The 23,069-nt window shown below is 68.2% G+C and carries 23 protein-coding genes; 14 read left to right on the top strand and 9 right to left on the bottom strand.

Annotated elements, in window-relative coordinates; genetic code table 11:
* The first annotated feature begins 4 nt into the window (after positions 1–4).
* Positions 5–1,642 carry an urea transporter gene (locus KBY71_RS00945; protein ID WP_254927125.1) on the top strand — a complete coding sequence of 546 codons (1,638 nt, stop codon included), beginning with the start codon at positions 5–7 and terminating at the stop codon, positions 1,640–1,642.
* A gap of 103 nt (positions 1,643–1,745) precedes the next feature.
* On the opposite strand, the gene KBY71_RS00940 is transcribed toward KBY71_RS00945, so the two are convergent.
* From KBY71_RS00940 to KBY71_RS00930, 3 genes are all read right to left on the bottom strand, one after another.
* Positions 1,746–1,970 carry a hypothetical protein gene (locus KBY71_RS00940; RefSeq protein WP_254927124.1) on the bottom strand — a complete coding sequence of 75 codons (225 nt, stop codon included), beginning with the start codon at positions 1,968–1,970 and terminating at the stop codon, positions 1,746–1,748.
* Between the two features lie 62 nt (positions 1,971–2,032).
* On the bottom strand, positions 2,033–2,992 hold the full coding sequence (locus KBY71_RS00935; RefSeq protein WP_254927123.1) for a putative selenate ABC transporter substrate-binding protein: 960 nt from the start codon (positions 2,990–2,992) through the stop codon (positions 2,033–2,035).
* 30 nt (positions 2,993–3,022) lie between these two features.
* Positions 3,023–4,213, bottom strand: a complete 1,191-nt coding sequence (locus tag KBY71_RS00930) for a pyridoxal phosphate-dependent aminotransferase (protein ID WP_254927122.1) — start codon at positions 4,211–4,213, stop codon at positions 3,023–3,025.
* A 128-nt stretch (positions 4,214–4,341) separates the two neighbouring features.
* Between KBY71_RS00930 and KBY71_RS00925 the strand changes: the two genes are divergently transcribed.
* The 5 genes from KBY71_RS00925 (at position 4,342) to KBY71_RS00905 (ending at position 8,884) form a co-directional block, all read left to right on the top strand.
* On the top strand, positions 4,342–4,983 hold the full coding sequence (locus KBY71_RS00925) for a uracil-DNA glycosylase (protein ID WP_254927121.1): 642 nt from the start codon (positions 4,342–4,344) through the stop codon (positions 4,981–4,983).
* Positions 4,980–5,906, top strand: coding sequence for a sugar ABC transporter substrate-binding protein (locus KBY71_RS00920; protein WP_254927120.1), 927 nt, complete (start codon positions 4,980–4,982; stop codon positions 5,904–5,906). The genes KBY71_RS00925 and KBY71_RS00920 overlap by 4 nt, the downstream gene beginning before the upstream one ends.
* 61 nt (positions 5,907–5,967) lie before the next feature.
* Positions 5,968–7,218: a (E)-4-hydroxy-3-methylbut-2-enyl-diphosphate synthase gene (ispG, locus tag KBY71_RS00915; RefSeq protein WP_254927119.1), complete on the top strand. Its 1,251-nt coding sequence runs from the start codon at positions 5,968–5,970 to the stop codon at positions 7,216–7,218.
* Between the two features lie 96 nt (positions 7,219–7,314).
* On the top strand, positions 7,315–8,661 hold the full coding sequence (locus KBY71_RS00910; protein WP_254927118.1) for a S41 family peptidase: 1,347 nt from the start codon (positions 7,315–7,317) through the stop codon (positions 8,659–8,661).
* Positions 8,662–8,668: 7 nt separating this feature from the next.
* Positions 8,669–8,884, top strand: coding sequence for a DUF6737 family protein (locus KBY71_RS00905; protein WP_254927117.1), 216 nt, complete (start codon positions 8,669–8,671; stop codon positions 8,882–8,884).
* Between the two features lie 12 nt (positions 8,885–8,896).
* Here the strand turns inward: KBY71_RS00905 and KBY71_RS00900 are convergent, their stop codons facing one another.
* Together KBY71_RS00900 and mfd are read right to left on the bottom strand one after the other, a co-directional pair.
* The gene (locus tag KBY71_RS00900; protein WP_254927116.1) at positions 8,897–9,082 is read right to left on the bottom strand and encodes a hypothetical protein; all 186 of its coding nucleotides are present in this window, start codon (positions 9,080–9,082) and stop codon (positions 8,897–8,899) included.
* A gap of 69 nt (positions 9,083–9,151) precedes the next feature.
* A complete protein-coding gene (gene mfd / locus KBY71_RS00895) occupies positions 9,152–12,739 on the bottom strand; it encodes a transcription-repair coupling factor (protein WP_254927115.1) in 3,588 nt (1,195 codons plus the stop codon).
* Positions 12,740–12,852: 113 nt separating this feature from the next.
* Between mfd and KBY71_RS00890 the strand changes: the two genes are divergently transcribed.
* The 3 genes from KBY71_RS00890 to KBY71_RS00880 all read left to right on the top strand — a co-directional run bounded on the left by KBY71_RS00890 (position 12,853) and on the right by KBY71_RS00880 (position 15,866).
* Positions 12,853–13,563: a hypothetical protein gene (locus KBY71_RS00890; protein ID WP_254927114.1), complete on the top strand. Its 711-nt coding sequence runs from the start codon at positions 12,853–12,855 to the stop codon at positions 13,561–13,563.
* A 61-nt stretch (positions 13,564–13,624) separates the two neighbouring features.
* A complete protein-coding gene (locus KBY71_RS00885) occupies positions 13,625–14,110 on the top strand; it encodes a PAS domain S-box protein (RefSeq protein ID WP_254927113.1) in 486 nt (161 codons plus the stop codon).
* Complete coding sequence (locus tag KBY71_RS00880) at positions 14,103–15,866, top strand: bifunctional diguanylate cyclase/phosphodiesterase (RefSeq protein WP_254927112.1); 1,764 nt, start codon at positions 14,103–14,105, stop codon at positions 15,864–15,866. The genes KBY71_RS00885 and KBY71_RS00880 overlap by 8 nt, the downstream gene beginning before the upstream one ends.
* Here KBY71_RS00880 and KBY71_RS00875 read toward each other — a convergent pair.
* On the bottom strand, positions 15,843–16,694 hold the full coding sequence (locus KBY71_RS00875; protein WP_254927111.1) for a hypothetical protein: 852 nt from the start codon (positions 16,692–16,694) through the stop codon (positions 15,843–15,845). The two genes, KBY71_RS00880 and KBY71_RS00875, sit on opposite strands and share 24 nt — an antisense overlap.
* A 74-nt stretch (positions 16,695–16,768) precedes the next feature.
* Here KBY71_RS00875 and KBY71_RS00870 point away from each other — a divergent pair, with 74 nt between their 5' ends.
* The 5 genes from KBY71_RS00870 (at position 16,769) to KBY71_RS00850 (ending at position 20,284) form a co-directional block, all read left to right on the top strand.
* The gene (locus KBY71_RS00870; RefSeq protein ID WP_254927110.1) at positions 16,769–17,530 is read left to right on the top strand and encodes a TerC family protein; all 762 of its coding nucleotides are present in this window, start codon (positions 16,769–16,771) and stop codon (positions 17,528–17,530) included.
* The gene (locus KBY71_RS00865) at positions 17,527–17,892 is read left to right on the top strand and encodes a DUF6464 family protein (RefSeq protein ID WP_254927109.1); all 366 of its coding nucleotides are present in this window, start codon (positions 17,527–17,529) and stop codon (positions 17,890–17,892) included. The genes KBY71_RS00870 and KBY71_RS00865 overlap by 4 nt, the downstream gene beginning before the upstream one ends.
* Positions 17,885–18,565 carry a hypothetical protein gene (locus KBY71_RS00860; RefSeq protein ID WP_254927108.1) on the top strand — a complete coding sequence of 227 codons (681 nt, stop codon included), beginning with the start codon at positions 17,885–17,887 and terminating at the stop codon, positions 18,563–18,565. Before KBY71_RS00865 ends, KBY71_RS00860 begins: the two co-directional genes overlap by 8 nt.
* 137 nt (positions 18,566–18,702) lie before the next feature.
* Positions 18,703–19,974: a DEAD/DEAH box helicase gene (locus KBY71_RS00855; protein WP_254927160.1), complete on the top strand. Its 1,272-nt coding sequence runs from the start codon at positions 18,703–18,705 to the stop codon at positions 19,972–19,974.
* Between the two features lie 106 nt (positions 19,975–20,080).
* Positions 20,081–20,284 carry a hypothetical protein gene (locus KBY71_RS00850; protein WP_190389347.1) on the top strand — a complete coding sequence of 68 codons (204 nt, stop codon included), beginning with the start codon at positions 20,081–20,083 and terminating at the stop codon, positions 20,282–20,284.
* A gap of 4 nt (positions 20,285–20,288) precedes the next feature.
* On the opposite strand, the gene KBY71_RS00845 is transcribed toward KBY71_RS00850, so the two are convergent.
* From KBY71_RS00845 to KBY71_RS00835, 3 genes are all read right to left on the bottom strand, one after another.
* Entirely contained in the window at positions 20,289–20,510 is a 222-nt protein-coding gene (locus KBY71_RS00845; RefSeq protein ID WP_254927107.1) for a hypothetical protein, read from the bottom strand.
* A gap of 91 nt (positions 20,511–20,601) precedes the next feature.
* Positions 20,602–21,621 carry a methionyl-tRNA formyltransferase gene (fmt, locus tag KBY71_RS00840; protein WP_254927106.1) on the bottom strand — a complete coding sequence of 340 codons (1,020 nt, stop codon included), beginning with the start codon at positions 21,619–21,621 and terminating at the stop codon, positions 20,602–20,604.
* 24 nt (positions 21,622–21,645) lie between these two features.
* Positions 21,646–23,067 carry a TldD/PmbA family protein gene (locus tag KBY71_RS00835; RefSeq protein ID WP_254927105.1) on the bottom strand — a complete coding sequence of 474 codons (1,422 nt, stop codon included), beginning with the start codon at positions 23,065–23,067 and terminating at the stop codon, positions 21,646–21,648.
* Between the last annotated feature and the right edge of the window lie 2 nt (positions 23,068–23,069).

The raw sequence follows: 23,069 nt of genomic DNA, 5'->3' as shown, positions 1-23,069 counted from the left end.
GTCGGTGGTCACGCGTTCTGATTCGGCCTTCGACCTGCTCAAGGGCGTGCTTCAGCCACCGGTGTCCCTGCGGACCCAGCTACAGCGGCTGCTGCCCACCAGTGGCACCCTTCACCAGCTGCAGGCCCCGGCCGCCGAGCTCAACCCAGGCCTGGTGTCCGTGCTGGCCGGATTGCGGGGCCTGGCCCAGGTCATCTTCATCAACAACCCGATCAGTGGCCTGGTGCTGCTGGCTGCCTTTTGGGTGCAGTCCCCGGCGACGGCGCTGCTGGCCCTGCTGGGTGCCGCCGCCGCCCACGGCACGGCCAGCCAGCTTGGCCTTGAGCCAGGGTTGCGACAGGAGGGCATCTATGGCTTCAACGGTGTCTTGGTGGGCTGCGCCATCGCCCATTTCGCCCAGCTGGATCGGCCCTGGGCCGGCCTGGTGTGGGCGGGCCTGGTGCTGGTGGGTGGGGCGCTGAGCACCCTGTTGCTGGAGGGGCTGCGCCGCGGCCTGCATCGCCGCACCGGCCTACCGCCACTCACCCTGCCGTTCTGCCTGGTTTCTTGGGCCCTGTTGGCCCTGGGGAGCCTGGAGCCCGGAGCGGTGCTCCCCCTGGCCCAGCCCACGGCCTGGCCCGAGGTGGGCGGGGTTTGGCAGGCTGTGGCCCTGGGCTTGCCCCGGTCCGTGGGCCAGGTGTTCCTCTGCTCCAGCCCCTGGAGTGGCCTCCTCGTGGCGCTGGCCACGGCCCTGGCCAGTCCCCTGGCGGCCGGTCTCGGCCTGTCGGGCGCCCTGGTGGGGATGGCGACTGCCCTGCTGGTGGGTGCCCCCACCGAGGCCGTCGCCCAGGGGATCTGGGGGTACAACGGCCTGTTGGTGGCCATCGCCTTGGGGGGGATTTTCTATGCCCCCACCCTGCGCAGCCTGGCGGTGGCCCTTGGGGGTGCGGTGCTGGCCACCCTGCTCCAACTCGGCTGGGCTGGCGCCCCCACCCAGGCGTGGCCGTCGCTCACCCTGGCTTTTGTCCTGGCCACCTGGGCCGGGCTGCTGCTGGTGCGCCAGGCCCTCCCCGCCCTGATTCCCGTGTCGGTGCATGGGATCCTCACCCCGGAGGAACATCGGGCCCGCTTCGTGTTGGCCAAAAGCCTGCTGGTCGATTTCCGCCGCAATCTGCGGCTGGGCCTCACCGGTCAGCGTCGTGCCCTGATGGCGGGCCGCGTGCCGGCGCTGATGCGGCAGAAGGTGGCCGTTTTATTCCAGCGCCTCGACCGGGATGGCAACGGCGCGATCAGTGCGGCCGAGCTGCTCGAGGGTCTGGGTCTCGATCCCCAGACCGCGGCCGTCCGGGCTGCCCTGGCCGCCCAACTGAGCCAGGTGCTCCAGGCGATGGACCTCGATGGTGACGGCTTGGTGGATGCCCAGGAGTTCGGTGAATTGATGCTGCGCCTGCAGCGCTTGCGCCTGGGGGAGGGCCGGTTGCTCTCCTACTTGATGCCCGTTGACGCCAACGGCAACGACCGGCTCGATCCCGCCGAGCTTCGGCGTCTGTTGGCCAGCGTGGGCGAACCGCCGCTCAACGCCGAGGAGGAGATTGCGGTGTTTGGCCAGGCGGGCCAGGGCCTCAGCTGGCGGCAGTTCGTCGATCGCCTGCTGCTCACCTGAGCCGGCCTTCAGGCCAGGGTGAGCCGGTAGACGATCAACGCCAGGATCAACGCCACCAGGGACACCTCAACCAGATCGGGGCCGCGGGGATTCATGGCCGTCTCTAGGGCCGCCGCCGTTCGAGGCTGGCTGCTGAGGGCAGGGTCAGGGCCAGGGCCAGCACGGGAATCTCAATCAGCAACTGGCCGTTGCCGAAGGTGATGAAGGCCAGATCCAGAAAGGCAATGCAGCGCAGGAACAGCGACCAGGCCTCATCGCCTTCGTTGCTGGCGCGGGTCCAGATCACCAGGCCGGCGAGCAGCAGCACCAGATCGATCAACCAGACCAAGACGCTGATGGGCCGGACTGGGCTGATTCTGAATGGTGTGGTGCCCGCCCGGCCAGGTTTTGTCAGCGGATCTTGCCGATCTGGCGCCCCACCTGCTCGATCTTTTTGTATTCACCCGCTTTGACGGTGGTGAATTGTTGGGCACCGAACAGCTCGAGGATGCGCTTCTGCTCGGGATCGCTCGGCCGCCAGCCCACAATCGCGGCGCGCAGCTTGGCCGTGAAGCCCTTGCCAAAGCGCTGATCCAGGTTGGGTTGGCCGAGCCAGAGATAGTCGGGGTAGCTGGGGGTGCGCCAGATCTGCACCACCTTGGTGCGGTTGGCCTTGCCGCTGCGCAGGCTGCTCTTCCACACCTGTTCGTTCACGGCGCCGGCGTCGTAGGCACCGCTCTGCACCAAGGCGATGGTGGCGTCGTGGCTGCCGCTGAAGCCCGGCGCGCCACCCGCGAAGTCGCCCAGCTTCACCCCCGCCTGGCTGAGGAAGTACTGGGGCATCAGCCGCCCGGAGGTGGAGCTCTCCGAGCCGAAGGTGAACCGCTTGCCCTTGAGCGCCGCCAGCCCCTTCTGGGTCTGGATCGGCTTGATCCCGCTGCGGGTGTTGGCGATGAACACGCTGTAGAACTGGGCATCGATGTCCCGCTGGGCGATCATCTGGGCCCCGGGTTTCTGCAGGCTGGCCTGCACACCGGTGAGGCCGCCGAACCACACCAGATCGAGATTGCCGGTGCGGAAGGCGCTGACGGCAGCGGTGTAATCGGTGACCGGCACATAGAGCACCTTCACGCCGAGCTGGCGGCCCAGCTCATTGGCCACCAGGCCGTAGAGGCGGTTCAGTTTTTCCGGGTTCTGATCGGGAATGGCCCCGATGCGCAGCACCGTCTGGACTTGGGCTGGCTTGGGCTGGGTTGCTTGCTGGGCCAAAGCGGGCGGCAGCAGGCCCCCCAGCTGGGGAGAGAAGACCGCCGGCAAGACGGTGAGGCAGAGCCCCGCCACTGCGGCGGTCCAACGTTCTCGAGCAGGCATGGCGGTGGGTCGTGGGGGTGGTTTGGGGTTCTAGAGGGTGGCCAGGAAGCGTTGCAGGCGTTCGAGACCGTTTTCGATGGTGACCGGTCCGGCGGCGCAGGACAGCCGGATGCAGCGGTCGTCGCCGAAGGCCACGCCCGGCACCACCGCCAGTCCCACCTCATCGAGCAGGCGGTTGCACAGGGTCATCGAATCGAGGCCGTAGGCACTCACATCGGGAAAGGCGTAGAACGCCCCCTCCGGAGGCAGCAGTTGGAGCCGTTCGATCGCCATCAGCCCAGCCGTGAGCAGGCTGCGGCGTTCATCAAATTGGGCCGCCATCGCCCGCACACAGTCGCGGGAGGCGCTGATCGCGGCCAGGGCGCCGAACTGGGCAAAGCTGCAGACGTTGCTGGTGCTCTGGCTTTGCAGGGCACTGGCGGCGGCTACCACGGAGCGGGGACCAGCCAGCCAGCCGATGCGCCAGCCGGTCATGGCCCAGCCCTTGGCAAAGCCGTTCACCGTGAAGATGCGATCGGCCAGGTCGGGGGCCACGGCGGCAAAGCTGTGGTGGGTGTGGCCGGGAGCCAGCAGGAACTCGTAGATCTCATCGCACACCACCGCCACCTGGGGATGGCGGCGCAGCACGGCGGCGATGGCCTCCAGCTCCGGCCGGCTCAGCACCATGCCGGTGGGGTTGCCAGGACTATTGAGCACCAGCAGCTTGCTGGCCGGGGTGATGGCTGCCTCCAAGGCGGCGGGATCCAGCCGGAATCCCTGGGCCGCCGAGCTGGGCAGCAGGGTCACCGAAGCACCGGCCAGCTGGGCGATCTCGGGATAGCTCAGCCAGTAGGGAGCGGGCAGCAGCAGCTCGTCGCCGGGCTCGAGCAGCACCTGGAACAGGTTGTAGAGGGCCTGTTTGCCGCCGTTGGTGACCAACACCTGGTCGGCGGTGGTGGGCACCTGGTTTTCCTGGCTGAGTTTCGCGGCGATGGCCTCCCGCAGGGCCGGCTCACCAGCGGCGGGGCCATAGCGGGTATGGCCGGCCTCGAGGGCCGCGGCGGCGGCCTGACGGATGAAGGCTGGGGTGTCGAAGTCGGGTTCGCCGGCGCTGAGGCTGCAGATGTCGTGGCCGTCAGCCTTGAGGGCCTTCGCCCGCGCGGCGATGGCCAGGGTGAGGGACGGTTGCAGGGCCTGCGCCCGCGCGGACAGGGAGGGGGTGGTGGTGGGTGCGGCGATCATCCCTCCTGTCTCCGGCATCGGGACGCGCGGCATCAGCACTGGAAACCATCCTGCCGCACCGATTTCCCGCGTACGGTTCAAACCGGCACGAAACGGCCAACCAGTCACACCTTGATGGCTCCGTGCCGATGGCCCTCCCGCCTGCCCCGTCCGATTCCCTACAAGGGCTGGCCCTGGCCTGCGCCCACTGCCGCCGCTGCGGCCTGGCCGACGGCCGCCAGCAGGTGGTGGTGGCTCGCGGCAACCCCGAGGCCAGGCTGATGCTGATCGGCGAGGCGCCCGGGGCGCAGGAAGACGCGGAGGGCCTCCCCTTTGTGGGCCGCTCCGGTCGCCTGCTGGATCAGCTGCTGGCCGCCGCTGGTCTGGATACCGCGGCGGATGTCTACATCTGCAATGGGGTGAAGTGCCGGCCCCCTAACAACCGCAAACCCACGGCCGGGGAGATGGCCGCCTGCCGCCCCTGGCTGGAGCAGCAGATTGCCGCGGTGGATCCCCCGCTGATCGTGCTGCTGGGGGCCTCGGCCCTCGAGGGGGTGCTGGGGATCCGTGGTGGAATCACCCGGCGGCGAGGTCAGTGGCTCAGCAGCCCGGCGGAGTGGCTGCGGGGCCGGCGGCTGATGCCGGTGCTCCATCCCTCCTATCTGTTGCGCTTCCAGGCGCAGACCGAGGGCTCTCCCCGGGCCCTCACCGCCACTGACTTGTGGGAGGTGCGGCGAGCCTTGACGGCGCTCGAAGCGAGCCAACATGGGGGATCCAGCCCGGGCCCATGACCGCATCCTTTGGAGCCAGCTCGGGTCAAGCCAGCGCCCCCTCGCCGTGCCGGATCGCCTTCAGCCATGCCTTCTCGGAGCTGCTGGTGGTGCAGAGCGTCCGGGCCCATGCCGACCGGCGCGCCAGGGAGGTGGGGGGCGTGGCGCTGATCCACGGCACCACCCAGAACGGCGATCTGGCCCACCAGTTGGCGGAACTGTCGGCCTGGATTGATGCGGGTGTGGAGGCGATTGTGGCCATGCCGATCGATGGGGCCGCCCTCCAGCCGCTGATGGCCCGGGCCCAGGCCAAGGGCATCCGCGTTCTCAGCTACGCCTTTCCCCTGGAGGGAAGTGATGGTGAAGTGGGTTTCGACGCGGTGCTCTCCGGCCGCCAGTGCGGGGCCGCCGCCGCGGCCTTCATCGGTGAGCAGTTTCCGCATGGGGGGGCGAAGGCTCTGGTGGGGGCCCTGGCGGCCGCCCCCCTGTTTGCCCCGCGCTGGCTCGAGCCGATCAGCGCGATCGAGGCTGCCGGAGGACAGATCGTGGCCCTTGGCGACGGGGCCACGGTGGAGATCGGTCGCCGGCAGACCGAGGAGGCGCTGCGGGAGCACCCCGATCTCGCGATCGTGATCGGCATCAACGACGAGTTTGCCGTGGGTGCGGCCCAGGCCTTTGAAGCGGCCGGCAAGGATCCGTCCCTCTCCTTTGTGTGCGGCCAGGACGGCGCGCCGGAGGGGCTGCGCGAGATCAACCGGGGCCTGCACTACAAGGGTTCGGCGGCGATCCTGTTCGACCAACTCGGCGCCGCCATCGTGGATCAGTCCCTCCACGCCATCGCGGGCCAACCCGCTTCGATCCGCATCCCGTCTGAATACGTGTCCCTGGCGGATCCCGATCGCCTCAACCAGCTGCTCTCGGCGTTCGGCAGCCTCGGCGGCTGAGCAGCGGTCGCCAGTTCTGCGGCGGCTGTGACAGGCTTTCCCCACCTTCCGGCCCCGATCCATGACCGGCACCCTGGCCCGCCCAGACGCCTCCTCTCCCGACCGGGCCACTGCCGCCGACTGGGCCAGCGACCCCCGCTTCGACACCCAGATCCACCGCCGCAAGACCCGCAGCGTGCGGGTGGGCAGCATTTGGGTGGGCAGCGACCACCCGGTGGTGGTGCAGTCGATGATCAACGAGGACACCCTCGACATCGCCGGTGCCACCGCCGGTATCCGCCGCCTGCACGAGGCCGGCTGCGAGATCGTGCGGCTCACGGTGCCCTCCCTGGCCCATGCCAAGGCTGTGAAGGAGATCCGCCAGCGACTTGAAGACAGCTACCAGCCGGTGCCGCTGGTGGCAGACGTGCACCACAACGGCATGAAGATTGCCCTGGAGGTGGCCCAGCACGTCGACAAGGTGCGGATCAATCCGGGGTTGTTCGTGTTCGACAAGCCCGATCCCAACCGCACCGAATTCAGTGCCGAGGAGATCGCCGCCATTGGGGAGCGCATCACCGACACCTTTGAGCCCCTGGTGAGCCTGCTCAAGGAGCAGGACAAGGCCCTGCGCATTGGCGTCAACCACGGCTCGCTCGCCGAGCGGATGCTGTTCAGCTACGGCGACACCCCGCTGGGCATGGTGGAAAGTGCCCTCGAGTTCATCCGCATCTGCGACCGGCTCGATTTCCACAACATCGTGGTGTCGATGAAGGCCTCGCGGGCACCCGTGATGATGGCCGCCTACCGGATGATGGCGGCCCGCATGGATGCGGAGGGCTTCCACTACCCCCTCCACCTGGGCGTCACCGAAGCGGGTGATGGCGATTACGGGCGCATCAAGAGCACGGCCGGCATTGCGCCCTTGCTGGCCGAAGGGCTGGGCGACACGATCCGGGTCTCGCTCACCGAAGCTCCGGAGAAGGAAATCCCCGTTTGCTATTCGATTCTGCAGGCCCTGGGGCTGCGCAAGACGATGGTGGAATACGTGGCCTGCCCCAGCTGCGGTCGCACCCTGTTCAATCTGGAGGAGGTGCTGCACAAGGTGCGCAATGCCACGGCCCACCTCACCGGTCTCGACATTGCGGTGATGGGCTGCATCGTCAACGGACCCGGTGAGATGGCCGATGCCGACTACGGCTATGTGGGCAAAACCCCCGGCACCATCTCCCTCTACCGCGGCCGCGAGGAGATCCGTCGCGTGCCGGAGGCGGAAGGGGTGGAAGCCCTGATTGCCCTGATCCAGGAGGATGGCCGCTGGGTCGAGCCCTGAAGCTCACCGGTTGTCATCCGGTTACCCGCCCCGGTTGGGGTGGGACAACGGCGCTAGTTTGAGAGCACGTTTCCCGGGCCCTGACGGCTCTTCAAGATGGCCAGCCCCCGCGCCAGCCTGCTTGTGCTGGTTGGCATCGGCGCCTGTGCGGCCACGGCAGTTGTGGCCAGGGAAGTGGTGACCCCCCCGGGGGGGACGTCGCGCATCAGCGACAGCCCCAAGGAAGTGATCGACCAGACCTGGCAGATCGTTTTCCGCGATTACCTCGACATCAACGGCAAGTACAAGCCGACGCAGTGGCGCCAGATGCGGCGCGATGTGCTGGCCAAGAGCTACGGCAATCCCAAGGAGGCCTACGAGGCCATCCGCGGCATGCTCGGCAGCCTGGATGATCCCTACACCCGTTTTCTCGATCCACGGGAATTCAAGGAGATGCAGATCGACACCTCGGGAGAACTCTCCGGGGTGGGAATTCAGCTGAGCCTCGACAAGGACACCAAGAACCTGGTGGTGGTGTCACCGATCGAGGGCTCGCCCGCCTCCCGGGCCGGCGTGCAGCCCAAGGACGTGATCGTGGCGATCGACGGCAAACCCACCAAGGGGATGAGTACGGAGGATGCGGTCAAGTTGATCCGCGGCCAGGCCGGCACCACGGTCACCCTCACCCTCAAGCGCAAGGCCCAGATCCTGGAGCTCCCCCTCACCCGGGAGCGCATTGAGCTCCATGCGGTCGAGCATCAGATCAACACCACCGCGGATGGCGTGAAGGTGGGCTACATCCGCCTCAAGCAGTTCAATGCCACGGCCACCAAGGACATGCGCCTGGCGGTGAAGGACCTGGAGGAGAAGGGCGTCCAGGGCTATGTGCTCGACCTGCGCAGCAACCCCGGCGGCCTGCTGATGGCCAGCGTGGAGATTGCCCGTCAGTGGCTCAACGAGGGCACGATCGTGTCCACCAAAACCCGCGATGGCATTCAGGACGTGAAGCGGGCCAATGGCCGCGCCCTCACCACCAAACCCCTGGTGGTGCTGGTGAATGAAGGCTCGGCCAGCGCCAGTGAAATCCTCTCCGGTGCCCTGCAGGACAACCATCGGGCGGTGTTGGTGGGCCAGAAAACCTTTGGCAAGGGCCTGGTGCAGTCGGTGCGCGGCCTCTCCGATGGCTCCGGCATGACCGTGACCATCGCCAAGTACCTCACCCCCAGCGGCCGGGACATCCACAAGCACGGCATCGACCCGGACGTGGCGGCGAAGATGACCGAGCTGGAGGCCCAGCGTCTCAAGCTCGAAGATCTCGGCACCAAGAAGGACAGCCAGTACCGGGTGGCGGAGTCCACCCTGGTGAAGCGGCTGCGCACCGCCAATGGGGTGGACAAGGCCTACAACCCAGCCAGCGCCAACCTGCCGGCTGCCCTGGCCAAGCCCGCGGTCGCCGCTCCCTGAGGTCCCTGTGGCTGCACCAGCGGAATCAATCTGGGCCCTGAAGCCCTGGTGGTGTCAGCCCTGGAGCATCGTGCTCACGGGGCTGATGGTGCCCACCGGGAGTTGGCTGTTGCTGCAGCGCTGGTGGATCACCGCACCACTCGCAGCCGGCGTTGTGGTGTGGTGGTGGCTGTTCTTGGTGCTGGTGCCGCGGGCCTACCAGCACGATCAGAGTGAGGTCTGAAGGGGGCGCTCCTCAGGCCACCGGCTGCATCAGGCCGCCACCGGGGCTGGAGTCGTCGTCGTCGTTGTTGTTGCCGGTGTCTCCCTGGAGGATGGCGTAGAGGCCAAGGGCCAGCAGGCTCACCACACCAGACACGAGGCTGAAGCCCCCACCCAGGCCACCGGCGAAGCTCGATCCTGCCTCGATCACCTCGCCCATCTGGTCCCGTTACACAAGTTCTCGTGATTGTAACGGACTTTTGCGGGCCGGTGGGTTCTGTTGGGGCTTTTACACCGCCAGCACCGCCGCGTTGGTGGCCTTCAGCTGTTCGGCCCGCTGGGCCGCGGTGAGGCCATCGGCCCCGGGGAGCTGCTCGGCCATCTGGTTCAGCCAGCCCATCAGTTCCTCCAACTGTTTGTCGGCCGGCAGCACCCCCAGGCCCCGGGCCAGCACCTTGGCGGTGCTCCCCGATCCCGCCTGGTACACGAGCCGCCCATGCAGGTGCTGGGGCAGGCCCTGGCGCAGCAGCCGGAAGGCCGGCTCCTCCATCGGGGTGTCCAGGGCGATGTTGGGCGGTTCCGGCTTGATGCGCGAGAAGCCGCAGCGCTTGGCCACCAACTTCAACTCCATCAACTGCAGCAGCGATTGCACCGGTGCGGGGATGGCGCCGTAGCGATCCACCCAGCCGGCCGCCAGCTCCACCAAGGTCTCCTTGCTGCTGCAGTCGGCTGCGGCGCGGTAGGCGGCCATCTTCTCGTCGTTCTCGGTGATCCAGTCGCCGGGGATGAAGGCGGTGATCGGCAGGTCGATCTGGGTGTCGTCCACGGCTGGGATGTCTTGCCCCTGGATCTCGGCGAGGGATTCCTGCAGCATCTCCATGTAGAGGTCGAAGCCGATGGTTTCCATCTGGCCGCTCTGCTCCACCCCCAGCAGGTTGCCCACGCCGCGGATCTCCATGTCGCGCATGGCCAGCTGGTAGCCGGAGCCGAGCTGGGCGAATTCCTGGATGGCCCGCAGCCGCTGGCGCGCCGCCTCGCTCAGGGAGGCATCGCCGGGATAGAAGAGCCAGGCGTGGGCCTGGATGCCGCTGCGGCCCACCCGGCCCCGCAGTTGATAGAGCTGGGCCAGACCAAACTTGTGGGCGTCCTCGATCAGGATCGTGTTCACCCGCGGGATGTCGAGGCCGCTCTCCACGATCGTGGTGCAGAGCATCAGGTCGGCCTCGCCGGCGTTGAAGGCCACCATGGCGCTTTCGAGCTCGCCCTCGGCCATCTGGCCGTGGGCCACCAGCAGCCGCAGGCCCGGGATCATGGCCCGCAGCTGGGCGGCCACATCCTCGATGCCCTCCACCCGGGGCACCACATAGAAGATCTGGCCGCCGCGGTCGAGTTCCTGGCGGATGGAGCTGCGCACCGCCTCCTCATCAAGGGCGGCGAGGTGGGTTTTGATCGGCCGGCGCAGGGGCGGTGGCGTGGTGATCAGGCTCATCTCCCGCACGCCCGAGAGGCTCATGTAAAGGGTGCGGGGAATCGGCGTGGCGCTCAGCGTCAGCACGTCCACGTCCTTGCGCAGGGCCTTGATCTTTTCCTTCTGGTTCACGCCGAAGCGCTGTTCCTCATCCACCACCAGCAGCCCCAGTTGCTTGAAGGTGGTGCTCTTGCCCAGCAGTTGGTGGGTGCCCACCACCACATCCACGGTGCCGGCGGCCAGGCCTTCCTGGATCACCTTGCGCTCGCCGGCGGTGCGGAAGCGGTTGAGCAGGCTCACCTTGAGGGGATAGGGGGCGAAGCGTTCGGTGAGCGAGCGCCAGTGCTGCTGGGCCAGCACGGTGGTGGGGGCCAGCATCGCCACCTGTTTGCCGGCGGTCACGGCCTTGAAGATGGCGCGGATGGCCACTTCGGTTTTGCCGAAGCCCACATCGCCGCACACCAGCCGGTCCATGGGTTGGGGCTGCTCCATATCGCGCTTCACATCGCTGATCGCCTTCACCTGGTCGGGGGTGGGTTCGTAGGGGAAGGAGTCTTCGAGTTCGTTCTGCCAGGGTCCATCGGCGGGGAAGGCGAAGCCCGGTGCCTGGTGGCGCTCGGCGTAGAGCTTCACCAGGTCCACCGCCACCTTGCGCACGGCCTTCTTGGCCCGCTCCTTGGCCTTCGCCCAGGCGGTGCCACCCATGCGGTTGAGGTCGGGCGGGGTGTCGGTGCTGGCGCGGTAGCGGCCCAGGCTGCCCAGCTGGTCGGCGGCCACCCGCAGCAGGCCGTCGGCGTACTGCACCACCAGGTAGTCGCGGGACTCGCCGCTGATGGCCAGCTTCTCGAGCTTGAGGAACTTGCCGATGCCGTGGTTGCGGTGCACCACGAAGTCGCCCGGCTGCATCTTGCCCGGATCCACCGTGCGGCTGGCGGCCTTGCGGCGACGGCGCACGTAGCCCGTGGCGGCCAGGGCGTGCTGGCCGAAGAATTCCCGGTCGGTGATCAGCACCAGCTTCCAGGCCGGCAACTGCAGCCCTTCGAGCTCGGCGGTGCCCTTGGTTTTCAAGGCCACCGGCGTGGCCTGCTCCACCAGCCGGTCGATGGCCGGGATGTCGTTGGGGTTGGGCACGAAGCGGGTGATGCAGTCGTGCTCCTCCAGCAGGGCCACCGCCCGCGAGGGCTGGGCCGAGAGGAGCCACACCGTGGCCTTTTCGGCCACAAAGCCCTTTACCAGGCCCGCCAACTTGCCGAAGGCGTTGGGGTAGGCCGGCACGGAGCGGGAGGCCAGATCGAAGCTGTTGGGGTGGTTGTCGGTTTCGTGCAGTTCCTCCAGGTCGAAGCCGGTGAAGGCCGTTGCCTGCTCCAGCGCCTCAGCCGGGGGGCGGTGCAGCCGGGGGGGCAGCAGCTCAGGGGCGGTGCTGGCATCCAGGCCCAGGTCCTGCACCACGTCGGCGTAGTGGTCGCCGGCATGGTCAAACCACTGCTGGCCGTGGGAAAGGCAGTGGCGCCGCCCATCGATGGCGATCAGGGTGTTGGGGGGCAGGTAATCCAACAGTGAGGCGGGGTGCTGCCAGGCCAGGCCCATCAGCCGTCGCATGCCCTCCGGGGTGCCCCCTTCGAGCAGCAGCTCGAGGGCTTCTGGGCTCAGCAGCTGCTCCAGTCCATCGGGCATCGAGTCGCGCAGGGCATCGGCCACCAGGGGGCCGTAGCCGCTGGGGGTGAGGCGCACCACCTCGATGGCGTCGAGGGAGCGCTGGGAGGCGGGATCGAACTCCCGCAACTTCTCCAGCTCCTCACCAAAAAACTCAAGCCGCACGGGCAGCTCAGCACTCACCGGAAACACGTCGACGATGTCGCCGCGGCGGCTCCAGCTGCCCTCCTGTTCGATCGTGGGCACCCGCTCGTAGCCGAGCCGGGTGAGGGTGGTTCCCAGCTCTTCAAGATCGACGCACTCGCCCTTGCGCAGGCTCAGGCACTGGGCCTGAAGGGCGGCGGGCGGCGGCAGGTGGGGCTGCAGGGCCCGCTCGGTGGCCACGATCGCCAGCCGGCGGGGGCCGGTTTGGGCTGGCAGATCCAGCAGCTCGCCCAGCACCTGCAGTTGCCCCCAGGTGATCTCACTGGTGGGATCAAAGGGCTCGTAGGGGCTGCCTTCGCTGGTGGGGTACAGCTGACAGCTGTTCCAGCCCATTAGCTCCAACAGGGCCGCCCAGCGCCCGGCCTCCTCCAGGGTCGGCACGAGCACCAGCAGTGGCGCCTGGCTGCTGCCCGCCAGGGCGCTGCTCACCAGGGCCCGCGCGGCCCGTCCCGCTCCGGAAAGGCGGAGCCGTTCGGGGCGCTCCAGGCGCGCCCGCACCTCCGCCGTCAGCGGCACCTGCTGCAGTTGGCGCACCAGGGCGGAGAGGGGCATGGGCGGTGCGGAGGGCAGCTGGCTCCGATCTTCGCAACCGGCCCCAGACTGGTGGTGGTTGCCTGCAGCTTCTGGCCCGAACCCGCCGCCCGTCTCAACAGCGCCTGGTGCTGGTGGCGGCGGGCCTGCTGCTGCTGGGGGCCGGATTGGCCGCCTGGCCGCTGAGGCCGCCTGGGGGGGCCTCTTCAGTGCTGGCCCGTTCCGCGCCCCCAGCGGCCGGGCTCTCGCCAGCGGCAGGTCTGTCGCCAGCGGCCGAGGCGACCCTGCTGCAGCACTTGGCGATCGCCGACCGGCAGTGGTTGCCCCGGGCGGAGACCCTGCCCAATGGCGCCACCCGCTACCACTACCGCCGCCGTGCCGGGGAGCCCAAGCTGTCGGTGGCCGAGCTGCGGGCGCTGATCGCCAACCCTCCCAGCTTCGGGGCGGAGCGCCTGGCGATCGGGGAATTGCTGACGGTGCTTGCTGCAGCTGGGGTGCGCCTGGAACTGACCCAGCCGCGGAAGAGCGGGGCCGCGGGGGAGTGGGATCCGTCAGCCCGCACCCTGCGCATCCAGCCGAGGGTGGTGGGCAAGGGGAGCCTGGAGTTCGCTCGGGTGCTGAACCATGAGGCCATCCATGTGGCCCAGAGCTGCCGCAACCGGGGGCTGCGATCCAATCCCCGGCCCCTGGGACTCCCCACCCAGGTGCCGGGCCACCTCGCCGGCGTGCTGGAGGAACCGATCTACCGCACGGCATCCGAGCGCGTTCGGCAGTTGGAGCGGGAGGCCTATGCCAATCAGGAGCGTCTCGGGCTGGGGGCCCAGCTCGTGCGCCGCCATTGCTGAATCGCGGCGCAGATCTGTTCGAAACGCGTGATTAGGATTGAACCAAATCCTGGTGACCTGGGTGGATCCTGTTCAGCCTCAGACCCCCTATCTGCCTTCCGACCCTGCTCCTGAGAACGTCGCTCCTGAGAACGCAGATGCTGAGGCGGTTCTCGGCGCCGAGCCTGCCAGCCAGGAGAAGCCCACGATCGAGGCCCTGCAGAACGGCGATCGCCCCTTCGTGTTGGCCAATGCCCTTGGTGAGGTTGTGTCGATCAACGCGGCCTTTCAAGCCACCTACGGCTGGACGGAGGATCAACTGCGCGGTCAGTCGCTGAGCTTGATTCTTCCCGGGGCGTTTCAGATGTCCCACCAGTTGGGATTTTCGCGGTTCCAGGCCACGGAGCAATCCACGATTTTGGCCCATCCCCTGCGGCTCAAGACCGTCTGTGCCGACGGCACTGAAGTGGTGTCGGAGCATTTCATCCTGGGCGAGAAGCGGGAGGCCGGCTGGGTGTTTGGCGCCACCCTCACGCCCCTGCCGGGCTGTGTCGAAACCGATGCCTGATGACACGCTGATCCAGGAGCTGCGCCGCACCCTCGGCCGACTGGATTCGGCCCTGGGTCAGATCAGTGAGGCACTGGTTCTGGTTGATGCCATCGGTCAGGTGTTGTGGTCCAATGCCGCCTTCGATGCGCTGGTGGGGAAGACACGCCTGGAAATCCTGGGTGTAGATCTCCATCGGCTGCTTCCGCTCAACATTGTTCAGGAGCCGATTCTCACCATTGAGCAGACCCGAGGAGGGCTGCTGAAAACAGGTTTTGTGACGGCCATTCTCAGTGAGGATCCGGTGCATGCCCTGGAGATCGAATGGCGTCCCGTGGTTACCGAGGTGCCCAATCCCCTGATGTTTTCGTTCCGGGATGTGAGCGCCCGGATCTCCTTTGATGAGCTGCAGCAGAAGAGTCAGCAGATCGAGGAGAAATGGTTGAAAAGCAACCAGATGTATCTCGATCTGCAGTCGAAGCAGCTGGCCCTGGCCGCCAAGGTGATGAAGTGCCCGGTGACGGGATTGCCGAACCGCCGGGGCCTGCGGGCCCGGATGGCGGCGGCCCTGCGCCAGCTGCGGCGCAAGCCCGGCAGCGTCACCCTGCTGTTCTGTGATCTGAACCGGTTCAAGGAGGTCAATGACCTCTATGGCCACCAGGTGGGCGATGAATTGTTGATTGAGGTGGGCAAGCGCCTCCAGGCCACCCTGCGGCCAGAGGATGTGCTGGCCCGTCTTGGCGGCGATGAGTTTGTCGTGCTGAGTCCCGACATCCCGACGCCGATGGCGGCCGTGCAGGTGGCGGAACGTCTGCAGACGGCTCTTTCGGCTCCCTGGCGGATTCAGGACTATCTGATCACGCCGAGCATGAGCATCGGGATTGCGTCCACGGATGATGCCGAAGTCACGGTCGACGAGCTGCTGCGCCGCGCTGACCTGGCCATGTATGCGGCGAAGGGCAATCCCGAGCGCTCGATCACCATCTTTGACCACGTCATCGATGAACAGGTGAAGCGGGGAATCCTGATCAAACGCCAGTTGCAGGATGCGATTGACAGTGACCTGTTGCGGGTGGATTTTCAGCCCATTGTCAACCTGGAAACCCGAGAATCCGTGGGTTACGAAGCCCTGGCCCGGGTTCGGGATTTTGAAGGGGGTTGGATTTCACCCATCGATTTCATCCCCGTCGCTGAAAGCGTCGGTCTGATTGATCCCCTGGGGGATCTGGTGTTGCGGCGCTGCCTCGAGGTGCTGCGCTTGTTGGGGCATCCGACCACCGATCAGGTGATCTCCATCAATGTCAGCCCCCTGCAGATCTGCCGGGCCGGCCTTGCAGCTCGGGTGATCGCCCTGGCTGAGCGGGCCGGGATTGATCTCTCAGCCCTGGCGATCGAGGTCACGGAATCGGTGCTGATTGATCGCCCCCAGGAAGCGATGCGGGAATTGCAGTCCCTGAGGGCGGTGGGCTGCCGCGTGTATCTCGATGATTTCGGCACGGGCTACTCGAGCATGTCCTGGTTGGCCCAGTTGCCGATTGATGCCATCAAGATCGATCGCAGTTTCGTCATGGGACTGCTCAGCGATCCCCGCCGCGCCCTGGTGGTGGCTTCGATGATCCGCCTCTCCCGGGATCTGGGCCTGGACGTGATTGCCGAAGGCGTGGAGCAGGAAGCCCAGGCCCAGGCCCTACTGGCGATGGGCTGTTGCAAGGCCCAGGGATTTCTCTTCGGTCGTCCCGCGCCGATCCCTGCGTCAGTGGAGGCGAGCTCCCTCTGAGCCGCTCCCCGCTTCGGCCCTGGTCAGCCACTCGCTCTCCAGCAGCATGTTGAATTCGAGCAGCTGGGCATCGCTGAGTTGCTGGCGGCTGGCGAGGCTGAAGTGCTGCTCGAGGAAGCTGCGCCCCTGGCCGGGATCCCACTGCAGTTGCTCCAGCAGCTGGTCGCATTGACGCAGCAGTTCCCGGCGCCGCAGGGGGGCCGGCGCAGTGGCGGGATCCTGGCCCGCCGCCAGCCCCTCCAGCGCCTGCAGGTAGGCCAGCAGATCGCCGTAGCTGGTGAGCCGGTTGCGGCTGGGGTGCCCGAACACCCGTTCCAGGTACGTGCCCTCCTGGGCCCGGTCCCAGCCCAGTCGCTGCAGCTGCAGGTCGAGCCGGGCCAGTTCGCTGCTCCAGTCTTCGGGATCGGCGGGGGGCTCCGCCGCGTCTGGGGGGAGGCTCGGCAGTTGGGGGCTGGGCGGGGCGACGCTGCCCGGAGTGGGCCTGGAGATCGGTGGAGCGATGGTCTGCGGAGCGTTGGTCTGCGGAGCGTTGGTCGGTGGCGCGATGGTCGGTGGACTGGGACTTGGTGCAGTGGTGATGGCTGGCTCGGGGCTCCCGGCTGCTTGGGCTTCCTTGAGCGGCGGATCTGGCAGGCGGCTCAGCAGCCGCTGACGGGCCCGGTCTTCCGCCTCCTCGGCGGTGGCGCCCTCCCCCAGGGCGGCTTCCAGAACCCGCCCGCCGCGACGGGCCCGCACCAGCACCACCCGGCTGCCGCCCTCGGCATGCACGAGCTCAACCTCCAGCTCGAGTTCCGAGCTTCGGTTGGAGCTTTCCCCTGTCACGCCCACGTGCTGTTCCCCAAGGTCCCGGCCTGTTGAAGCTGACTTTCTAGACTGGGTTCCATCCTGACCCGCTGCAGCCCGTGGAAGCGGAGTCGATTCAGTCCCTCACACCGCTGCTCCAGCAGGCCGACCAGTGGCGGGAGGTGCTGCTGCTGCTGCCCCTGCTGGTGGCCCTGGAGGCCGTGCTCTCCGCCGACAACGCCATTGCCCTGGCCGCCATTGCCCGCGGCCTGGAGGATCCGGCCCGCCAGCGTCAGGCCCTCAACCTCGGATTGGCCCTGGCCCTGGTGTTTCGGCTCGGGCTGATCGTGGCGGCCCAGTGGGTGCTGAACTTCTGGCCCTTGCAGCTGGCGGCGGCGGGCTATCTGCTCTGGCTCTGCGGCCGCCATTTGGTGCTGGTGTGGTCCGGCGGCGACGCGGACCCGGCCGCCGCGGCTGGAGCGGCTGGCGCCGGATCGGGCGAGCACGGTTCCCTCCACCATGCCGGCCTGGGCTCGATCGTGGTCACCCTGGCCCTCACCGACCTGGCCTTTTCCCTCGACAGCGTCGCGGCGGCGGTGGCGGTGAGTGATCGCCTGTTGCTGGTGATGGCCGGCGGGGTGATCGGGGTGATTGCCCTTCGGCTCACCGCTGAACTGTTCATCCGTTGGCTGGAGGTGTATCAGCACCTCGAGACCGCTGGCTATCTGGCGGTGGGGCTGGTGGGCATCCGCCTGCTGCTCCGGCTCGGCCTGCCCCAGGTGGTGCCCCCGGAATGGCTGCTGCTGGTGCTGGTGGCGGCCCTGTTCGTCTGGGGCTTCTCCGTGCGATCGCCCCAGCTGGAGCCACCCGCCGAGCCGTGAGGGTCGAGTTGCGCCAGATCGGCAGTGACCGCCTGCTGGAGGTGCTCGAGCTGGACGAGTCCGGCGAGGTGCCCCATCCCGGCCGTTGGCTTGAGGCTGGTGGCGGCAGCTATCTGGTGTTGCAGCGCCGTCACCGCTACCAGCTGCGCAACGGCCGCTATGAACTCGCCAGCGTGGCGTTGCAGGTGAAGGCCCAGCGCCAACCGGCCGATGCCCGCTGGTGGCAGAACCAGTGGGTGATCGGCGATCCCAGCTGCCGCTTCAACGCCCGCAGTCCACTGCTGCGCTGCGCGGTGCTGCCGGATGGTCCCTGCGACCGCTGCAGCCACTTTGCGGCCGCCGGATCCCAGCCCCATGGCTGAGGCGCCGATCCGCTGGATTCAGGGGCAGCGGGTGCAGGGCCACGGCGTGGCCTCTGGCCGTGATCCCAGCTCCCCCTACCCGGCCGGCACCATCAGCCTGCAGAGCCCCTGGTTTGCCCAAAGGGGTCTCGATCTGTCGGACTGCTTCGCCGGCACCCTCAATCTCTCACTGGCCCCCCTGGAGTTGCGCAGCGAGCGCCCCGACCACTGCTTTGAACGGCTGGAGTGGACCGACCGCCATCCGCCGGAGACCTTCCGCTTCTGGCGGGTGCTGGTGCGCCAGGGGGACTCCGCCCCCCTGGCGGGATGGATCTATCAGCCGGATCCGGACACCAAGCTGCACCACGACCAGCCGGCCCCGGTGGTGGAGGTGCTGGCCCCTGTTCTGCCCGACCTGGAGCCCGGCGCCTGGATCTCCCTTGGGGTGGATCCCGATCGCCTCTGGACCGTCGATGGCGCCAGGCTCCGGGCTCGCTTGCTGGAGTTTTTCAAGTTTCGGGTGCTGGCGGCCCAGGACAGCTTTTTCCGCGACTGGCGCGATCCCCACACCGGCGCCTTGGATCCAGCCCGGCTGCGGCCCTGGTTGCAGACCTCCTGGCCCGAGGCCCTGGCGCTGTCGGATCGGGATCTGCGGCTCTGCTGTGAGCGGGCCTGGCAGCTCTACGGACCCTGACGGTGGATCGCGCGGGGCCCCCTAGGGTGGAGGATCTCGCAGCGCCAGCGATCCGTCAGTCCGCTCCCCGATCCGGCACCGCATCGGCCGTTGCCAGTCCCCAGGCGGTGGCCGCCGATCCGGTGCCCAGCGTTGCTGTGGTCGACTTCTCCTCGCTCGGACTCGGTGAGCCGATCCTGAAGGCGGTGGCCGAGAAGGGTTACACCAAGCCTTCGCCGATCCAGGGCCAGTGCATCCCGGCCGTGTTGGCCGGCCATGACGTGATGGCGGCTGCCCAGACGGGCACCGGCAAAACGGCGGGCTTCACCCTGCCGATGCTGGAGAAGCTGCGCCATGGCCCCCATGCCCGCGCGGGTGTGGTGCGGGCCTTGGTGCTCACCCCCACCCGGGAGCTGGCGGCCCAGGTGGGTGAGAGCGTGCGGGCCTACGGCCGCTATCTCGACCTGCGCAGCGACGTGGTGTTCGGTGGGGTGAAGGTCAACCCCCAGATCAGCCGCCTGCAAAGGGGCACCGACGTGCTGGTGGCCACCCCGGGCCGCCTGATGGATCTCTACCAGCAGAAGGCCCTGCGGCTGGATCGGGTCGAGATCCTGGTGCTGGATGAGGCGGATCGGATGCTCGACATGGGCTTCATCCGGGACATCCAGAAAATCCTCGCCCTGCTGCCGCCCAAGCGCCAGAACCTGCTGTTCTCGGCCACCTTCTCCGGGGACATTCGCCGGTTGGCCACCGGGCTGCTGCACAACCCCGTGCAGCTCCAGGCCACACCGGAAAACCGCACGGCGCCCACGGTGGAGCACCTGCTGCACCCCTGCGACATGGACCGCAAGGGGGATCTGCTCAGCCATCTGATCCGCAGCAACGACTGGCAGCAGGTGCTGGTGTTTTCCCGCACCAAGCACGGCGCCAACCGCATGGCCGAGCGCCTCACCCGCGAGGGCATGTCGGCGGCAGCCATCCACGGCAACAAGAGCCAGGGTGCGCGCACCCGGGCGCTGGCCGATTTCAAGGCCGGCTCCCTGCGGGTGCTGGTGGCCACGGATCTGGCTGCCCGGGGCATCGACATTCACCAGCTGCCCCACGTGATCAACCTCGACCTGCCCAACCAGGCGGAGGATTACGTGCACCGGATCGGCCGCACCGGCCGCGCTGGCCACAACGGCCACGCCATTTCCCTGGTAGCAGCTGAAGAGAGTGAACTGCTGCGGGCCATTGAGCGGATGATCGGCACCCGTCTGCCCCGTCAGGAGGTGCCGGGCTTCGAGCCCAAGGTGCTCTCGGCTCCGCCCCTGGATCTCAGTGGCGGCCGCGGCCGCGGGGGCCGTAGCGGTGGGGGCAACGGTGGGGGTGCCCGGCGTGGGGGAGTCGAGGGGCGCCGCCCCCGCCGCCCCGGCGGCTCCGGCCGCTGAGCCAGGGTTCGAGCGAGGTCTGCTCCTCAGGCTGCTCTAAACAGCAGCCGTCGACACACTGGCGGCGGCGGCTGTCGGCTCGAATGGATGGGTTGGAGCTACCGCCATGCCCTACGAGCCCGGATCTCCGGAGTGCCGCGTGCTGATCGACTGCAAGGGACAGATCGAGTCGATGCTCCTGGCCCTGGGGCGCATTGACAACAGCCAGCACATCCGTGATCAGCTGGTCTCGGTCCACAACCAGCTCGAAGGTCTGCACGCCCTGCACCGCAAGGCCTCCCTTCCTCCCGAGAGCCCGGCTGGGGCCTGAGCGCTCAGCTCGCCGGCGAGGCGCTCACCACCATCGGCTGGCGTGCCCGATCGAGGGCCTGCCCCATTTCCAGTCCGTGACAGGTGGCATAGGCGCTGGCCAGGGTCGCCACCCGGCGGCGCTGCAGGGGCTGTTGCTCGTGGCTGACCACATAGCGGCCCGAGGTTTCCCGGTAGATCAGGCAGCCGTTTCCGGTTTCGCCGACGTAGGACAGCTCGTTCCCCATGGATCCGGTGCAAACTCTCCCTCCTCTCTAGCCAGAGTCCGGGGAGCGCAAAAGTGAGTGAGTCCTAACAACACAGAACGTAAGCCGGTTGTTACGCCCCGTCACCCAGGCGGTCGCCGGGCCGGGCCTCAAGCTGCTGGATCAGGCTCTGCCCCTGGGCCGCTGCCTTGCCCTCCAGCTGGGCTTGGCGCAGCAGCAGGGGGCATCCGCCGCTGGCCAGCACCACGCCAACCCCGGGCACGATCGCCAGCACGCTGCCCGGGGGGGCGTCAGCGGTGGGGCCTCCCAGCAGGGCCCGGGCTTCCGCGCTCAGCCCATCCGCCAGCCGGGCGACGAGGGGTTCGGTGGCCAGCAGTTTCAACCGTTTGCCCCGCCAGCTGGTGTGGGCCCCGGGGTACAGCCCCATCACCCGCCGGTGGATCACCAGAGCAGAGGCGCCCCAGTCGATCACGGCGTCCTCTTTGGTGAGCATGCGGGCGTAGTTCAGGCCCACCTCTCCCTGGGCCCGCACCTGCAGGCGGCTGAGGCGCTCGGCTTCCGGGCCCGGTCCTGCGGCGGCGATCGTCGGGAGGGCCTCCACCAGCAGGTCGGCGCTGAGGCTGGCCAGGCGCTGGCCGAGCTGGTGGGCGTTCTCCAGCAGTCCGATGCCAATCGAGCGCTCCAGCAGCACCGGTCCGGTGTCGAGCCCTGCCTCCATGGCCATGATCCCCACGCCGGTTTCGGCATCGCCCTCCAGCAGGCTCCACTGGATCGGCCCCGCCCCCCGCCAACGCGGCAGCAGGGAGCCGTGGGCGTTCCAGCAGCCCAGGGGGGGCTGCTGCAGCACCTCCGGGGGAAGAATCTGGCCAAAGGCCACCACCACATAGGCGTCGGCACCCAGGGCACCGAGCTGCTCCTGGCAGGCAGGCTCGCGCCGGATCCGCTCCGGGGTGAACACCGGGATCCCCAGTTCGAGGGCCCTGGCCTTCACGGGGCTGGGCTGCAGCTCCTTGCCCCGGCCGCGGCGCCGATCGGGCTGGGTCACCACGCCCACCAGGGTGTGGCTGGCGGCCACCAGGGCCTCCAGGCTGGGCACGGCGTAGGCCGGCGTTCCCCAGAACAGGATCTTCACAGGGGCTGCCTCCGGGCTGGGGGGTTAGGCCTCGCCGGTGATCGAGAGGCCCTCGACCCACACGTAGGGGCAGAGCCCATCCGGGGTGATCTTGGCGTCGCCTTCAAAGCCCACAATCGCCTGAAGCACCGCGCGGATGTCGCCGGCCACGGTGGCCGCCTCGATCGAGCGGCTGACGCCGTTGTGCACCAGCCAGCCGTCGAAGGGCAGGGAGAAGGATCCCTGGCTGGCCTTCACCCCGGCGTGCAGGGCGGACAGGGAATCGATCACCACCACCGGCCCTGCGTGGCTGAAGCGGTTCAGCCCCTGTTGGCCGCCGTCGCTGCCCGGCGTGGCCCCGATCTCAAACCAGTCGGCACCGACGGACACCTTGGCGCCCAGGCCGGCATGGCCGGTGGGGGCTACCCCGAAGGCGCGGGCCGTGGCCTCCGAGTGCAGAAAATTCCTGAGCACACCTCCCGCCACCAGATCCAGGGGAGCGGTGGGGGTTCCCTCGCCGTCGAAGGCCGATGCCCCCACGTTGCCGGGGTGCAGACCGTTGTCGCGGATGCTCAGGAACGGCACGGCCAGGCTGGATCCCAGCGAATCACGCTGGCTGAGGCTGACGCCATCGAGCACGGCCCGGGCGTTGAACAGGCTGCTGAAGGCGCCGATCAGATCGAGGAAGGCCTCCGGGCTGAACACGCAGGTGTAATGCCCGGTTTCGATCGGGGCGTAATCCAGGTGGGCAATGGTGCGCTCGGCCGCTTCCTCGATGCAGCCGGCGATGTCGAGGTCAGCGGTGCCGTAACCCAGCCGCACGGCTCCGGCACTGCGGGGTTTGCGACCGGTTTCCTCGGCGCGGGCATAGAGATAGAGGCTCGCCGTCGTGAGCACCTGGTGGCGGCAGGCTCCGTCGCTGTTGAGGTAGAGCCGCTCGCTGCTGCGCTGGGCCAGGCCGTTGTAAGGCACGGTGCCGATGGCGGCATGGCGAGCTAGCAGGTCCCGTTCTGCCTGCTTGAGGGTGTCCAGCAGGGTGAGGATCGGCTGGGGTTCGTGCAGCGGTTGCTCGAGGCTGGCCAGGGGCGCGGTGGCCAGGGGGGAGAAGGCCGGGGTCTCCTCGGCATTGCCGAAGGCGCTGGCATCCCGGGCCCCGGCCAGGGCCCGTGCCAGCCCCCCATCGGAGAGATCCGAGGTGCTGGTGATGCCCACCAGGCCATCGCCGTTCCACACCCGCACCGTGATGGCACTGCGCTGGGCCCCTTTCATCTGTTTGGCTTCCCCGCGATCCACCTGCACGGAGGTGTCGGTGCTGCAGGAGGCCCCCAGGTCCCAGCGCTGGATGCCGGAGCTGCGGGCCAGCTGCTGCAGGCGGTCGCCCAGGGCCTCGGGGTTGAGCGTCGCCGGCGTCTGCTTGGTGGGGTGTTGGTTAGGGGTGTGCTCGTCTGGGGTGGGGAGGCTGGCCATGG

The organism is Cyanobium sp. T1B-Tous, assembly GCF_024345475.1.
GTDB lineage: Bacteria > Cyanobacteriota > Cyanobacteriia > PCC-6307 > Cyanobiaceae > Cyanobium_A.
This window is presented reverse-complemented; position numbering and strand designations above follow the sequence as displayed.